General features: G+C 56.3%; 11 protein-coding genes and 1 tRNA gene. 7 read left to right on the top strand and 5 right to left on the bottom strand.

Annotation, left to right across the window (positions count from 1 at the left end; genetic code table 11):
* Window positions 1-19 precede the first annotated feature (19 nt).
* From LSG25_RS07255 to LSG25_RS07245, 3 genes are read left to right on the top strand one after another with little or no spacing between them, the layout of a single operon-like run.
* On the top strand, window positions 20-1,939 hold the full coding sequence (locus tag LSG25_RS07255; RefSeq protein WP_232744011.1) for an ABC transporter permease: 1,920 nt from the start codon (window positions 20-22) through the stop codon (window positions 1,937-1,939).
* Entirely contained in the window at window positions 1,936-2,712 is a 777-nt protein-coding gene (locus tag LSG25_RS07250; protein WP_232744010.1) for an ABC transporter ATP-binding protein, read from the top strand. The genes LSG25_RS07255 and LSG25_RS07250 overlap by 4 nt, the downstream gene beginning before the upstream one ends.
* Window positions 2,709-3,455, top strand: coding sequence for an ABC transporter ATP-binding protein (locus tag LSG25_RS07245; protein WP_232744009.1), 747 nt, complete (start codon window positions 2,709-2,711; stop codon window positions 3,453-3,455). The genes LSG25_RS07250 and LSG25_RS07245 overlap by 4 nt, the downstream gene beginning before the upstream one ends.
* Window positions 3,456-3,512: 57 nt before the next feature.
* Here the strand turns inward: LSG25_RS07245 and LSG25_RS07240 are convergent, their stop codons facing one another.
* The gene (locus LSG25_RS07240; protein ID WP_232744008.1) at window positions 3,513-7,094 is read right to left on the bottom strand and encodes an indolepyruvate ferredoxin oxidoreductase family protein; all 3,582 of its coding nucleotides are present in this window, start codon (window positions 7,092-7,094) and stop codon (window positions 3,513-3,515) included.
* Window positions 7,095-7,193: 99 nt separating this feature from the next.
* Here LSG25_RS07240 and LSG25_RS07235 point away from each other — a divergent pair, with 99 nt between their 5' ends.
* The gene (locus LSG25_RS07235; protein WP_232744007.1) at window positions 7,194-8,153 is read left to right on the top strand and encodes a LysR family transcriptional regulator; all 960 of its coding nucleotides are present in this window, start codon (window positions 7,194-7,196) and stop codon (window positions 8,151-8,153) included.
* A 95-nt stretch (window positions 8,154-8,248) separates the two neighbouring features.
* Here the strand turns inward: LSG25_RS07235 and LSG25_RS07230 are convergent, their stop codons facing one another.
* Window positions 8,249-9,559 carry a phospholipase A gene (locus LSG25_RS07230; protein ID WP_232744006.1) on the bottom strand — a complete coding sequence of 437 codons (1,311 nt, stop codon included), beginning with the start codon at window positions 9,557-9,559 and terminating at the stop codon, window positions 8,249-8,251.
* Window positions 9,560-9,792: 233 nt separating this feature from the next.
* Between LSG25_RS07230 and LSG25_RS07225 the strand changes: the two genes are divergently transcribed.
* Window positions 9,793-9,869: transfer RNA gene (locus tag LSG25_RS07225), tRNA-Arg, on the top strand.
* Between the two features lie 161 nt (window positions 9,870-10,030).
* Here the strand turns inward: LSG25_RS07225 and LSG25_RS07220 are convergent.
* Both LSG25_RS07220 and LSG25_RS07215 read right to left on the bottom strand, forming a co-directional pair.
* On the bottom strand, window positions 10,031-10,912 hold the full coding sequence (locus tag LSG25_RS07220) for a LysR family transcriptional regulator (protein WP_232744005.1): 882 nt from the start codon (window positions 10,910-10,912) through the stop codon (window positions 10,031-10,033).
* Window positions 10,909-11,847: a LysR family transcriptional regulator gene (locus LSG25_RS07215; protein ID WP_232744004.1), complete on the bottom strand. Its 939-nt coding sequence runs from the start codon at window positions 11,845-11,847 to the stop codon at window positions 10,909-10,911. Before LSG25_RS07215 ends, LSG25_RS07220 begins: the two co-directional genes overlap by 4 nt.
* A gap of 140 nt (window positions 11,848-11,987) precedes the next feature.
* Between LSG25_RS07215 and LSG25_RS07210 the strand changes: the two genes are divergently transcribed.
* Both LSG25_RS07210 and LSG25_RS07205 read left to right on the top strand, forming a co-directional pair.
* A complete protein-coding gene (locus LSG25_RS07210) occupies window positions 11,988-12,605 on the top strand; it encodes an RraA family protein (RefSeq protein ID WP_232744003.1) in 618 nt (205 codons plus the stop codon).
* Between the two features lie 34 nt (window positions 12,606-12,639).
* The gene (locus LSG25_RS07205; RefSeq protein WP_232744002.1) at window positions 12,640-13,617 is read left to right on the top strand and encodes a tripartite tricarboxylate transporter substrate binding protein; all 978 of its coding nucleotides are present in this window, start codon (window positions 12,640-12,642) and stop codon (window positions 13,615-13,617) included.
* 125 nt (window positions 13,618-13,742) lie between these two features.
* Here the strand turns inward: LSG25_RS07205 and LSG25_RS07200 are convergent, their stop codons facing one another.
* Window positions 13,743-14,657, bottom strand: coding sequence for a hypothetical protein (locus tag LSG25_RS07200; protein WP_232744001.1), 915 nt, complete (start codon window positions 14,655-14,657; stop codon window positions 13,743-13,745).
* Window positions 14,658-14,685: the final 28 nt, after the last annotated feature.

Genomic DNA, 14,685 nt, shown 5'->3' with positions numbered 1-14,685 from the left:
GGGGGCGGCGCCGGATCACATGCACCTTACCGGCTTTATCGTTCAGTTCCTGAATGGCCTGGCGGAGGCGTCTTCGCTGTTCCTGGTGGCGGCCGGGTTGTCGCTTATCTTCGGCGTGACGCGCATTGTCAATTTCGCGCACGGCTCCCTGTACATGCTGGGCATTTATATTGCCTACACTCTGGTACGGCATTGGGGGCAAGATCCGGTGGGCTTTTGGCTGTGCCTGCTTGCGGCGGCGCTGCTCGTGGGCGTTCTGGGCGCGGCGATTGAAATTGGCTTGCTGCGGCGCATCTATCGGGCGCCCGAAATGTTTCAGTTGCTGGCAACTTTTGCCTTGGTGCTGGTTATCAACGATGCAACGCTCTGGACGTGGGGGCCCGATGACCTGCTGGGCCCGCTGGCGCCCGGGCTGAACGGCGCTCTGAAACTCTTCGATCGCTATTTGCCGGTTTACGATTTGTTGCTGATTGCCATAGGCCCCATAGTGCTCGTTTGCCTGTGGCTGGTATTGACCAGAACACGTTGGGGCACTCTGGTGCGGGCGGCTACCCAAGACCGTGAAATGCTGGGCGCCCTGGGTGTGAATCAGGCCTGGCTGTTTACCGGGGTGTTCGCGCTGGGGGCTTTTCTGGCGGCGCTGGGCGGATCCTTGCAGATACCGCGGCAGCCGGCCAGCCTGGGCCTGGATCTGAGCGTGATTGGCGATGCCTTTGTGGTGGTCGTGGTGGGTGGCATGGGATCGATCCCCGGCGCTTATCTTGCCGCCCTGATTATTGCGCAGGTCAAGGCGCTTTGCATTGCGCTGGGGCTGGTGTCATTCTGGGGCTTCGATATTGCCTTTCCGAAACTGACTTTGGTGGTTGAATTCGTTTTCATGGCCATTGTGCTGGTGTTTCGTCCATGGGGCTTGCTGGGCCGGCCTTTGGCGGCCATGCGCAATGTCGGTTCGCCGGAACGGCCCTTGCGTGCGGCAAGCGCTGGATTCAAAGGCGGCATGCTGTTGCTTGTAATGGTTTTGCTGATTTTGCCGCTGCTGGCCGGATCTTTTCCGTATGCCCAGGTACTGGCCCTGGATATTATCCTGGCGATCCTGTTTGCGGCCAGCCTGCATTTCATGATGGGACCCGGCGGCATGCCTTCGTTTGGACATGCCGCTTACTTCGGCCTGGGTGCTTACGGGGCGGCGCTGCTGTTCAAAATGGCGGGCTGGCCCATGATTGCCTCGATGACCGCCGCTCCTATACTGGCGGCTTTCGGGGCCATTGTTTTTGGCTGGTTCTGCGTTCGCCTTTCGGGCGTCTACCTGGCTATGCTGACCCTGGCGTTTGCCCAGATCGTGTGGTCGGTGGTGTATCAGTGGGATGCTGTGACGGGTGGCTCCAACGGCATAATCGGCATCTGGCCCGCCGACTGGCTGTCGGGCAAGGCCTATTATTATTTCGCGCTGGCTATCGTAGTGCTGGCGGTGCTTGTTTTGCGACGCATGGTGTTTTCCCCGTTTGGCTATGCTTTGCGGGCGGCCCGTGATTCCGCGCTGCGCGCGGATGCGCTGGGAATTCATGTCCAGAGAGTGCAATGGGCCGCATTTGCCATTGCCGGCGCGTTTGCGGGGCTGGCCGGCGCCCTGTACGTTTTTTCCAAAGGCAGTACCTCGCCCGAAGTCATTGCCGTAGGCAAGTCGGTCGATGGCCTGGTGATGGTTCTGCTGGGCGGGGTGCAAGCGCTCGCGGGGCCCATTGTTGGGGCCACCGTATTCACGGTGCTGCAGGATTATGTCGTGGGTATTACTCAGTATTGGCACGCCTTGTTCGGTGGCGTGATTCTCGTGCTGGTGCTGGCCTTCCCTCAGGGAATAGCCGGTTTCCTTGACTTGCTGAGCAGTTCTTCCAGGGCGTCGGTGCGTGATCGGATTGACGATAAACGGGAGTCGGCATGAGCCTGCTGATGGTCCGGGGTCTTGAAAAACGGTTTGGCGGCAACGTGGCGGTAGACGGCATCGGTTTCGACCTGGCGCAGGGAGAGTTGCTGGCGCTTATCGGGCCCAACGGAGCGGGCAAATCGACCACCTTTAATATCGTGGGTGGGCAAATGGCCGCCGATGCGGGGTCGGTGCTGTTCAACGGAACCGAATTGCTGGGCTTGCCATCGCGCAAGATCGCGCACCTGGGGGTAGGGCGCACTTTCCAGATTGCAGCCACGTTTTCGTCTCTAAGCGTTGTCGAAAATGTGCAAATGGCCTTCCTGGCCCATCGGCGCAAAATCCATGCGTTCTGGCGTTCGGCCCGGCGCACTTATCGCCATGAGGCGCTTGCCTTGCTGGAGCAGGTGGGCATGCGAGAGCAGGCGGACCATCCATGCAGCGAACTGGCGTATGGCGATGTCAAGCGCGTTGAGCTGGCCATGGCCCTGGCCGGCAATCCGGAATTGTTGCTGATGGACGAGCCCACTGCCGGCATGGCGCCGCAAGAGCGCAATGCCCTGTTTGCGCTTATCCGCGAGCTGGCGGTTCAGCGCCGGATGGCGGTATTGTTTACCGAACACAGCATGGATGTGGTGTTTGCCTATGCGGACCGGATCATCGTTCTGGCGCGCGGCCAGTTGATTGCCCAAGGCACGGCCGAGGAAATACGTCGTCACCCAAGGGTTCAGGAAGTGTACTTTGGCTCCGGCAAAACCTTCGAAGCCACGGCCGGCGAGGTGTCGTCATGATCGCAGAGAATGCGCCCGGTTCGGCCCTGTTGTCGGTGCACGGCCTGGATGCCTGGTATGGCGCCGCGCACATTTTGTACGGAATCAATCTGGAAGTGCGATCCGGTGAGGTGGTCGCCTTGATGGGGCGCAACGGTGCGGGTAAATCGACAACGCTGAAATCGATTATGGGCCTGGTTCCGAAATGCACAGGCGCGGTGCATTTCATGGGGCAATCGATAACACGGCAGAAAACCTATCGGATTGCCCGTTCGGGTTTGGGTTATGTCCCCGAAGACCGCCGGATATTCACCGATCTTAGCGTCGGCCAAAACCTCGATGTAGGGCGGCAGCCGATGCGTCATTGGCCAGATGGCCGGCCTGCCTCGAACTGGACCATGGAAGCTTTGTATGAATTATTTCCGATCCTCGATACGCTCAGGAACAGGCAGGCAGGATCTTTAAGCGGCGGCGAACAGCAGATGTTGACTGTGGCCAGAACGCTGATGGGGAACCCCTACCTTGTGCTGCTCGATGAGCCGTCGGAAGGCGTGGCTCCTGTGCTTGTCGAGCAAATGGTTGCCATGATCCTGGCCTTGAAGAAGCAGGGGACGAGCGTTTTATTGTCCGAGCAAAACATGCACTTCGCGCAGCTCGTATCCGACCGGGCCTATGTGCTGGAAAAAGGCTTGGTCCGTTACGCCGGCACGATGAGGGAACTGAAGAGCAACGACGACATCTTGCGTACCTACCTGGCCTTGTAGTGACGGTGAGGGGCACCCGCAAGGGGTGCCCCTGCCCACAGGGCGGCATAGACGAAATCAACCAACGTGGGCATGGATGGGGATAGGGGAGGCCCTTGTGGCCCCCCGATATTCCTCGAGCAAATCGTCCCGTCGTTGTTGTGCGGCGGCCAGGTTTTTTTCCTTGACGTGGCCGAAGCCGCGTATGTCGTCGGGCACATTGGCCAGGTCGATGGCGACCGCCAGGTTCTGCTCGCTGACGGTTTGCGCCAATTCTTGAACCAGGGCCAGGTAGTCGCGCACGAGCTGACGCTCGTGCCGCCGTTCTTCGGTCTTGCCGAAGACGTCGAGCGCCGTGCCGCGCAGCCCTTTCAGCTTTGCCAAGACTTTGAAGGCGGTCATGATCCAGGGGCCGTACTGTTTCTTGATCAGGTGACCCTTGTCGTCCTTCTTGGCCAGCAAGGGCGGCGCCAGGTAGAACTTGAGGTGGTAATCCTTGCCGGGTTCGCCGTCGAACTGGGCGCGCAGCTTCTCGGTAAAAGCTGGATCGGCGTAGAGTCGCGCTACTTCGTATTCGTCCTTGTAAGCCATGAGCTTGGCCAGGTTTTTGGCAACGGCGCGAGTTAATCCCAGGGCCTTGGCGTCATGCAATGAACTTTCTTTAGTGCGAATCAGCCTCACTGCCTCGATGTATTGTCTGGCATAAGCCTTGTTCTGGTAGGCCGTCAGCATTTGCGTGTTTCGCTCGATGAGCTTGTCGAGCGTTTCAGGCATGGCAATGACCTGGGCCACAGTTTCAGGCTTTTTCAGATCGGGCGCAATGGCTTGCGGGCCATGATGGGCAATGGCGCGGCCCCATTCGAAGGCCGCCTGATTCTTTTCGATCGTTACGCCATTGAGCTCTATGGCGCGTGACAGGCTTTCGTGCGAGAGCGGAATCCATCCCTTTTGCCAGGCGTAGCCCAGCATCAGAGGGTTGGTGTAAATCGCATCGCCCAACAGCCTGACGGCCAGCGCGCCGGCATCCAGAAATTCGCAGGTTTGTCCGATGGCTTCTTTCAAGTCATGTTCGGCCGAGGCCTCGGGAAATTGCCATTTCGGATCTTTGATGAAGTCGGCGGTAGGCATGTTGGCGCTGTTGATGGCCGCGTGCGTGGTTCCCTTCTGTACTTTGGCGAGCACTTCGGCCGAGGTCGATACGATCGAATCGCAGCCTATGATGAGTTCGGCCTCGCCGGTGGCAATGCGCGTGGCGTGTATATCGTCTGGCGCGGCCGCGATCTGAACGTGACTGAGCACGGCGCCGCCTTTCTGTGCCAGGCCTGCCATGTCGAGGACTGTAACCCCCTTTTTTTCAAGGTGCGCCGCCATGCCCAGCAGGCCGCCGATCGTGACGACGCCGGTGCCGCCTATGCCGGTCACCAGTATGCCGTATATGCCTTGTATGTCGGGCAATGCGGGGGCGGGCAGTTTATCCGCGTCGGCAGCGCCCATCCGGGGCGCCTGCGCCTTGGGTTTCCGAACCTGCGCGCCTTCGGCTGTCACAAAGCTTGGGCAAAAGCCGTTGACGCAGGAAAAGTCCTTGTTGCATGAAGATTGATTGATTTTGCGCTTGGTACCCAGTGGGGTATTGAGCGGCTCGACCGACAGGCAGTTGGATTTCACCGAACAGTCGCCGCAGCCTTCGCATACGGCGTCGTTGATGAAGGCGCGCCGGGCGGGATCGGGGTAGGCGCCGCGCTTGCGGCGCCGGCGCTTTTCGGTGGCACAGGTCTGGTCGTAGACCAGGACAGTGGTGCCTTCGATTTCACGCAATTCGCGTTGCACCCGATCAAGTTCATCCCGGTGGTACACAGGGGCATTGCCCGCCAGCGACACGCCCCGGTATTTCTCGGGCTCGTCGGTAACCACCACGATTTTTTTCGCTCCTTCGGCATAGACCTGCGCAATGACATCGGTGACTTTCAGCACGCCGTCCACGGGCTGGCCGCCCGTCATGGCAACCGCATCGTTATACAGGATCTTGTAGGTGATATTGGAGTTGGCGGCGATGGCGGCGCGTATGGCCAGGATGCCCGAATGGAAGTAGGTGCCGTCGCCCAGGTTCACAAATACATGTTTTTCTTTGGTAAACGACTTCTGGCCTATCCAGGCTGCGCCTTCGCCTCCCATATGGCTGAAGGTTTCGGTTTTGCGATCCATCCAGATGGTCATGTAGTGGCAGCCTATGCCAGCCATGGCGCGCGAGCCTTCGGGCACGTTGGTCGAGGTGTTGTGCGGGCAGCCCGAACAGAACCAGGGCTTGCGTTCGGCGGTGATGATGGGCTGCAGCAATTCACGTTCCTTGGCTTCGATTATTGCCACGCGTGCGGCAACGCGAGCCTGGATGTCCAGCGGCAGCACGGCTTTTTCGAGGCGCTTGGCGATGGCCTTGGCGATCAGTGCGGGTGACAGCTCGCTTTGGGCGGGCAAGAGCCAGTTGCCGCGCGGCACCGACCATTCGCCGCCGGCATTGTCCTTTTCATCGAACTTGCCATAGACCTTGGGGCGCACATCGTCGCGCCAGTTGTACAGTTCTTCTTTAAGCGCGTATTCCAGAATTTGCCGCTTTTCTTCGACGACCAGAATTTCGTCCAGGCCGGTGGCGAATTCGCGTGCGTCCAGTGCGTTCAAAGGCCACACGCAACCCACTTTCAGGACTCGTATGCCGATTTGCGCACAGGTGTTTTCGTCCAGGCCCAGATCGGCCAGGGCCTGACGTGTGTCGAGGTAGGCCTTGCCGGCGGCCATGATGCCGAAACGGGCCCGCGGTGAGTCGATGACAATGCGGTTCAGTTTGTTGGCGCGCACGTAGGCCAGCGCGGCATACCACTTGTAGTTCATCAGGCGCGCTTCCTGCACCAGCGGCGGATCGGGCCAGCGTATGCTCAGGCCTTCGGGCGGCAAGACGAAGTCGGACGGAATGACGATGTTGGCGCGGTCGGGATCGATATCGACCGAGGCGGTGGATTCGACCACATCGGTGACGCATTTCATGGCGACCCACAGGCCCGAATAGCGGCTCATGGCCCAGCCGTGCAGGCCGTAGTCCAGGTATTCCTGGACATTCGATGGATACAGAACCGGCAGGCCCGCGGCCTGGAATACATGTTCGGATTGATGCGCCAGCGTGGATGACTTGGCGGCGTGGTCGTCGCCGGCGAGCACCAGCACGCCGCCGTGTTTCGACGTGCCGGCGGAATTGGCATGCTTGAGCACGTCCATGGACCGGTCCACGCCGGGACCTTTGCCATACCACATGCCGAATACGCCGTCATGCGTGGCGTCGGGATAAAGATTGACTTGCTGCGACCCCCAGACCGAGGTGGCCGCCAGGTCTTCGTTCAGGCCCGGCTGGAAAACGATGTCGTTGTCGATCAGGTGCTGCTTGGCTTTCCAGAGTGCGAGGTCCAGGGAACCCAGGGGCGACCCGCGATAGCCGGAAATAAATCCGGCCGTGTTCAGCCCGGCATGCTTGTCGCGCAGTTTTTGCAACATGGGCAAGCGCACCAGCGCTTGCGTGCCGCTCATGTAGGCGCGGCCTTTTTCGAGAGTGTACTTGTCGTCAAGGCTTACCTTGGCGAGTGCGGACAGCACCGCCTGATCAAGGGGGGCGTTCATCTCGATTGTCTCCTGTAGGGATGATTTATTTTATTAGTGTATGTATTTATATTGGTATCGTAAAATCAAATTTTCAGGTATCAGGTATTAAAAAAACAGATGAAGAGCGAAGTTACGTTGAGACAATTCCGGTACTTCATCGCCGCGGCGACCTCGGGGCAGTTTTCCACGGCGGCCATCTCCGAGCATGTGTCGCAGTCGGCGATCACCAGCGCGGTCCAGAGCCTGGAGAGACAGTTGAAAGTACGTTTGTTCGATCGCCTGCCTCATGGCGTGGTTCTGACGGCGGAAGGGCAGGTGTTTTTTCACCATGCCCGGCATGTCATGGACTCGGTCAACGATGCCATGCGGCATGCCAGCTTGCGTACCCAGACGGTGCAGGGAACGATCCGGATCGCCGCCACCTATACGGTATTGGGCTATTTCCTGCCGGATTTGCTGAGCCGTTTCAAGCACAGTTACCCGCAAGTGGAGATAGACCTGGTGGATATGGACAGAATTACGCTGGAACAGGCGCTGGCCGACCGGAGCATAGACCTGGGAGTGGGGCTGATATCCAATATTGCCGATGTGCAGCGTTATGGCCATCGATTGCTGGTGCGCTCACGCCGCAGAGTATGGGCGGCGGCTTCGCATCCTTTGGCCAGGCAGTCCGCCGCAAGCCTCGACGAGATTGCAAAATACCCCTATATATTGCTGACTGTGGATGATGCCGATTCCGCGGCCACCGGTCATTGGGGAGCGAGTGGTCACGCACTCAAGATCGCGATGCGCACCAGTTCCCTGGAAGCCCTGCGTGGCCTGGTCGCATATGGTTTTGGCGTATCGATATTGTCGGACCTGGTGTACCGCCCGTGGTCGCTGGAAGGCAAGAAGATTATGGCCATTCCCATTGCGGATCCGGTCGCGCCCATGGATGTTGGCCTTCTTTGGCCCAGGCAGGCGGAGCCGAAAGGGCTGGTGGACACATTCCGGCAGTTCCTGATTCATGCTTGCGATAGTGAGTCCGAGGCCCCTGCGGCAAGCGCGGCCGCACGGCCGGGAGCGCGGCGGAGATAACGCGGGTCCCTTCTCCCGAAGGAGTTATTGTTCTTAAGGCGCGGGGGTGGCGGCCCAGGCGGGGTGGCGCATCACCGGCATGCGCAAGGAGTTTTTTATGGCACCAGCGACAAACCGACACGGATTTGCGAATCGCTGTTTTGCCGATATCCCAGCAAGGTTTCGCCATAGCCCTTGAAAAACTGCACATGCAGATAGCCGTTCATGTTCAGGAATGTGCGCTGCAGAGGCCAGGCGGCTTCGATCTGGGTAGCCTGGTGGCCTTGATTGCCGTGGCGATACATGCCCGACAGTACCAGCCCGTTATCTTGCGCCCAGCGCAACTTCCAGTCCACATGGCCCGCATAATCGGCGTAATCTGGATTGTCAGTGATTCCCATATAGGCTTTGACTCGTGGGGCGAAGGTAAGCGTACTGCCGCCATCGAAACGGTAATTGAACTGCGGTTCTATAAATCCGTCGTTCAGCGAACGCGAGTCGGCGCCGGCCTTGCCGTTGGATTTGTGCTCCACGCCGGTGCTCAGGCCCACAAACCATTGTTTGCTGTCTGCCTGCCAGAGCGCGTCTTTATGCCAGAAAATGCTGGGATTGTAGGTAGTGTCGATAAAAGGGCTGGAACTGGCCGATAGGTCCCACAAGGAGGTTTGGGTATAGCCCAAATACATATTGTCGAAAAATTTTGGATTTTCCGGATCGGCTGGCGTGAACAGGCGATATTTAAAGCTCAGCTGGAAACGCGCATTGGTCCCGCCCTTGGTGCCGACATCGAAGTAAATCGGTTCGTATGGAGACAAGGCATTTCTGAAGTTATCGAATGCCGAGGGCGTAGTGATGGGCTTTTGCAAGGTGTCGATGGCTGGCCCTTCGTTGATCGAAGCACCTGTCGCGGCAACAATGTTTTTGGGCAAAACAGGATCGGCCTTGCGACCTTCGGGGGCGGCACCGGCGTCCACGATTTGCGCATGGGCTGGGGTGCCTGCGATCGGGCTTTTTTCCAGCGGATTGGTATCAAGCGCCAGCAGGGTCGGCCGACCCTCGACATTGATTGCCTGCAAACCTTTGACGCCCTTGGGTACCACCGCGCGCCAGGCAAACTGAACGAAATTGTTCACGGGCACATTGACCTGGCTTGGAGCCGTTTCCAGATAGGCCAGACTGCGTATAGCCTGGCCGCTTTCACTACGCCATTGCAACACCAAGGTTTTGGAGGGACGCCAACTAAGAGTGTTGCCCGTGTCGTTGAAGAGCACAGCCTTTACATTAATTGTTTCGCCTGCGATGGCGTGTGTCTGGTCCAGTTGGTAGGCCATGCCCGCCCAAGCCTGGCTCATGTTGAGCAAGGTTACTGCCAAGGTAGCTGCGAGCGTGAAGAACAGGGTATGCAAAGGTCGGACAATGAGTTTCATAAGGCGATAACATGGTGATGCTTCGACTGAATGGGCAAGGCGCCCATTCAGTCTGGACAGGCTGAATGGGTATGCATCGGATTCAGCCGCGGGTTTGCCCGAAACTTTAGCATTGCGCCGGTTTGATTGCGCTACCTGATGTAAGCGTGCTGTGACATATCGATTCAGGGCAGGATTTTCTACCTTTTTCGATTTTGCGACCAACAAGGTAAAATGCCTGCGCGTTACCTGATGCGGCAGTAGCTCAGCTGGATAGAGCACGGGCCTTCTAAGCCCGGGGTCGGGGGTTCGAGCCCCTCCTGCCGCACCATTGTCGCCCAAACGGGTGGGCACAAGGCCCACCCCTACCATATGCCGTTATTCGTAGGGGCGCCCTTCGTGGGTACCCGCGGCCCCGGGTCGGCCGGATTGGCGTAGACGCAAGGCTCGCTCTGTGTCTGTGGGTAGGAAAATGTTTTCAACCCAAAATTATTAGCTTGCCGAATATTTTATGCATGTCTGCCTGGCAATTTCGGCAATGGGAAGTGCAACCAGAGACTCATGTTTCAGATGCGCGCCATAATAATTTATATGTTCGACAGGCATGCTGGTGCCGAACATTTTTATTTTATTTTGATTGAGTTGCGCCAGGAAAAGCTCTTTGGGCAGGTAGCTAACCCCAAGCCCCGCCTGTACCAGGCTGCATAAGGAAACCAGGCTGTTGGATTCGGAAATACTCGGCGGCCTGATGCTGCTTACCGCGAAAAAATTATCACAAAGCGCGGAGGTGATGGAGTCGTCGTGCTGTCTGATCAATGGCAATCTGAATATTTCATCGAGAGACAGCTCGCGAGACGGCAGCAGCATTGAAGGAGAGCAAAACCACGCAAACTCTGATCTTTTCAGGAATGTCCGCACCATGGCTGGAGTTAGAAAATGTTCTGGAATGACAATGAAGTCAAGCTTGCCTTCCAGCAACTGGCTTTGCAATATGGGGGCATGGCTTACGCAAGTACTGACAAGAAGGTTTGGATAGCTGTCCTTCAATTCTTTGATGAATTCCGGAAACCATGTCAGAGCACTGAGTTCGGTGATTCCCACTGCTATTTTCTTTATTGTCTGGGATGATTGCTCTGTCAGACCCATCAGGGCAATCAACAGTTTTTCGGTGGATTGCAATACCTCCCGCCCTAGATCGCTGAGCTCGGATTTCTTGTTTCTGGTGTGAAACAGGGGTGCGGAAGATAGTCTTTCCAGTTCCTGCAATCGTTTGGTCGTGGCGGATTGGGTAATGTTCAATTTTTGGGCGGCCTTGTCCATGGTTCCCAATTTGGCCGTCCAGTAAAACGCCTCCAATTGCTTGATTGTGATCATGGCTGGCCTGGTTTTCCGTTAACGGAAAACGGCTGATGCTTTTGATGCAGCCGGTCGAAATTGCAAATGGCTTGCATCAAGCTGATGATGTTTTTGTGGAAGATGTTGTATTTCGAGGTGGGAATGATTGCCACATAGCTGACGGAGGGTACCGGGGGAGATGAAATAATTTCCTTTAGCTGGCCATCGGCGAGCAGGTTCGTAAATACGTTGCGAGGCAGATAGGCAACGCCTAATCCGGCAAGAACTATACCGACCAGGACGGTCAGGCTATTGGTGCTTATTTTTGTTTTTGCAACAATACCTCTTTTTTCCATCCATTCAGACATGATAATTCCCGCGCCCGATGTGCTGTTTTGAACAAGCGAGGTGAAGTTTCCTATCTTCGACACGGGAAGGTCGGCTTCCACGTTGTGTAAGCTTGGATGACACAGCCACGCTGATTGAACGTCGGCCAGTTTGGTTTTTATGAGCCCTGTCGCGTTGAATGCATCGGGCACAATAATAATGTCCAGAGCCCCTGTCTTCAGCTTGTTTAATAAGACCGTGCTTGCCTCGACCTCAATTTCAATATCCGCCGCCGCGTATTCTTCTTTCAATTTTTCTATCAGCACCGGCAGCCAAGTCATGGCTGTCAATTCTGTAACCCCCAAGCGAACTTTTGTCGATAACAGGGTTTTATTGATCATCTGATCGACGATGAGGTCCCGTTGCTGCAACAGGCCCCGCGCTTTGCTTAACACTTCCTGGCCACTCTTTGTGAATTTTGCCTGTCGGGCGGAGCGATTGAGCAACTGGCATTTCAAATGATTTTCCAGTTCCTGAACTTGCCGCGAGATGGCGGATTGGACGACGCCCAGTTTATGGGCGGCATCGCTGAATGAACCCGCTTCGGCAACAGCCACGATTGCTTCCAATTGCTTGAAGCTTGTCATATTCGGGTTTACCTTGGTAATTCATCTAATTTATTCATATTTTATTAGCTGAATATATCACTTTTTTATTATTTTCCCGTGTGTGAGAATTTCGTTTTCACAGATTGCTTTACGTGTTAATTAAAGTGTAGAAAAAGGTAATGGAAGATATTCAACGTTCCTTCAACGGAGTTTCTACTTCGATCATCAGCGATGTGATGGATCGCCTGCCTGGTACTAATCAATTGAAGCCGATGCATGGCAGCACGCAATTGATCGGTCGAGCCCTTACTGTAAAGGTTGCCGCCGGCGACAACCTGTTCATACATAAAGCGTTGCGGACTGTGCAGCCTGGCGATGTTCTGGTCATCGACGCGGGAGGCGGGGTGGATAGAGCCCTGATCGGCGAGATTATGCTTGCTGTCGCGAAAATGAGAGGGGCGGTCGGCTACGTGGTTGATGGAGCAATCAGGGATGTGGGGGCATTCTCCAAAAATGATTTTCCATGTTTTGCCAAGGGAGTTACGCATCGGGGTCCATACAAGAATGGTCCCGGGGCAGTGAATATTCCTGTATCTATAGATGGGGCCGTCGTTCAGCCGGGAGACATTGTGATAGGCGATGAAGATGGGGTGGTCTTTATTCCAGTCGAGAAGGCAGAAGAAATTCTTGGCCTGGCCAGAAAAAAAATGAAACTGGAGGCCGATACCCTCAGCGGTATCGGCCGCAATGTGTATGACGATAGCTGGATCGAAGCGTCATTGTTGAAACAAGGTTAATGCCTGAACTGCACTACTTATCGAAGGTAAAAAAATGCTATTTATCAAAAAAACAATCGCCGCGGGTTTTGCTGTCAGTATGCTGTTGGTGACAGGGGCAACAGCGAATGCGGCCGATTTCCCGGATCATGCAATTCAACTGGTTGTTCCCTGGGCGCCCGGGGGAGCAACGGATGTGATTGGCCGTTTTATCGCCAAAGGCTTGAGTGAGCGGATCGGCGAGGCCGTGGTGGTCAACAATAAGGCCGGCGCGGGTGGAAATATTGGGACGACTTCATTTGTTCGCGAAAAGCCTGATGGTTACACCCTGCTGGTGGTGACCAGTTCAACCAATGCGGCAAACCCGCATTTGTATTCGCATCTGGGGTTCGATCCTAAAAAGGACTTTGCACCGGTTGCATATATCGGTTCGATTCCCAATGTTCTGGAGGTACCCAAGGGATCTCCATTCAACTCCGTCGGTGACTTGTTGAGCTATGCCAAAGAACATCCGTCCAGGCTGAATTACGGTTCGGCCGGCGTGGGTTCGTCGCAGCATTTGGCAAGCTCCTTGCTGGTGCACCTGACTGGGATCAAGGTCACGCACATTCCCTATAAAGGTAGCGGCCCGGCCGTCAGTGATTTGTTGGGGAAACAACTGGATTTCATGATCGATACGGGATCGATTTCGCAGGTTAAGGCCGGCACACTCAAGGCTTTGGCCGTGGCCTCGAAAACAAGGTTGACGGAACTGCCCGATGTTCCAACCTTTGCAGAGGCGGGTGTAAAGGATATGTACGCTTCAGCCTGGTATGGCATAGCGGCTCCGGCCGGTACGCCAGTAAAAATTGTGGACGAACTGAACAAGAAAATCAATCTTGTCCTGAAAGATCCAGATATCAACAAGAAGCTGGAAGCAATGGGTGTACAGGTAGGCCCCGCCCAAAGCCCCAAGGAATTTGCCGGGTTCATGTCCAGTGAGTTGAGCAGATATGGTGAGCTGGTCAAACTGTCGGGCGCGAAAATGGATTGAGTATGCCGCTGTTGCCGTGTTTTGGCGGCACCCACGGCCGCCCCGCACACCATCATTCGGGATGTATCTTGTGGACATCCGCAATTCCGGTGCCGCCTCATGGAGGCGGCGTTTTTTCGAAATGATTATTCCCGCGGAATTGTGTCCTGCGCCTGGCCAATCCCACTGCGGATTGCCGCTTCGACGGCGGTGCGTCCATGCGTGGATTTTTGCGCCAGGTCGTTGAAGCTGATAAATTCTTTGGGGCGCCCGCTTGTTTCATCGCTGGAAAAAGAGGGGAAGATCGCGACGCCGGCGACAGCCTGGGCTGCTTTGATGGCGTTACGGTAGCTGCCGCCGAGTTTGGTATTGCGTTCCAGATGCCGGTCGTCATTGCCGCATATCAATAGAGGCTTGTCGGGAAAGCGTCCACGCAAGGCTTGGGCGACGGGCGTCAGGTTGTCGCTGTCAAAGGCCACAACAGTGGGATGGGATACGGTTTCCGCTATGGTGGCGGCCGTGGCATAGCTTTCGGCAAGAATAATGACCGAGGCCTGGGCCAATACGGCAACACCCTGGCCGGGTGCCGCGTCCAAGACGTGGAAACAACCGGGCTTGAGATTGTCTGCCTGGTAGCACTGGCTGCCATCCGTATAGATTTTTTGGGCGGCCCATACCTTGCCGTGTATGTCTTGCGCGGGAATCACGAGGTTGCCATAGCAGTTTTTCTTGAGACCCTCGTGGGCGCTGATTCCTTTGCGGCGCAAGTAGGCATTGGCGTCCGTGGCGCGTGGAAAGGTAGGCAGCTTGGCCGCAAGCATGATGGCTGTGCTTTCGTGTTTGGCATGTAGTTCTCGTTTCCTGTCCGTTTGTTTTTGTCCGGTCTGGGCCTCGGATGTGGCTTTTCTTGCTTCTTTTTCAGTTCTCTCATGGGCTTGCCGGCTCGGGAATTGTTCGAGATTCGTCGTGCCCCATGCACACCATCGTTGCCTTTTGAGGGGCCACTGCGCCTCGGCCCAATTTTTCTCCGGAAACGACAACTCCGATTTTGCCAATGTCATGCTGCCTCCATGGTATTGTGAATACCCA

Origin of the sequence: Paralcaligenes sp. KSB-10 (assembly GCF_021266465.1) — a bacterium.
Taxonomy (GTDB): Bacteria; Pseudomonadota; Gammaproteobacteria; order Burkholderiales; family Burkholderiaceae_B.
Note: the sequence above shows the minus strand (reverse complement) of the source record. Positions and strands in the feature narration are given on the sequence as shown.

Coding starts and splice junctions, on each gene's coding strand:
- LSG25_RS07250 (WP_232744010.1), top strand. CDS start 1,936: ATGAGCCTGCTGATGGTCCGGGGTCTTGAAAAACGGTTTGGCGGCAAC.
- LSG25_RS07200 (WP_232744001.1), bottom strand. CDS start 14,657: ATGACATTGGCAAAATCGGAGTTGTCGTTTCCGGAGAAAAATTGGGCC.
- LSG25_RS07255 (WP_232744011.1), top strand. CDS start 20: ATGCACCTTACCGGCTTTATCGTTCAGTTCCTGAATGGCCTGGCGGAG.
- LSG25_RS07220 (WP_232744005.1), bottom strand. CDS start 10,912: ATGATCACAATCAAGCAATTGGAGGCGTTTTACTGGACGGCCAAATTG.
- LSG25_RS07235 (WP_232744007.1), top strand. CDS start 7,194: ATGAAGAGCGAAGTTACGTTGAGACAATTCCGGTACTTCATCGCCGCG.
- LSG25_RS07210 (WP_232744003.1), top strand. CDS start 11,988: ATGGAAGATATTCAACGTTCCTTCAACGGAGTTTCTACTTCGATCATC.
- LSG25_RS07245 (WP_232744009.1), top strand. CDS start 2,709: ATGATCGCAGAGAATGCGCCCGGTTCGGCCCTGTTGTCGGTGCACGGC.
- LSG25_RS07215 (WP_232744004.1), bottom strand. CDS start 11,847: ATGACAAGCTTCAAGCAATTGGAAGCAATCGTGGCTGTTGCCGAAGCG.
- LSG25_RS07205 (WP_232744002.1), top strand. CDS start 12,640: ATGCTATTTATCAAAAAAACAATCGCCGCGGGTTTTGCTGTCAGTATG.
- LSG25_RS07230 (WP_232744006.1), bottom strand. CDS start 9,559: ATGAAACTCATTGTCCGACCTTTGCATACCCTGTTCTTCACGCTCGCA.
- LSG25_RS07240 (WP_232744008.1), bottom strand. CDS start 7,094: ATGAACGCCCCCCTTGATCAGGCGGTGCTGTCCGCACTCGCCAAGGTA.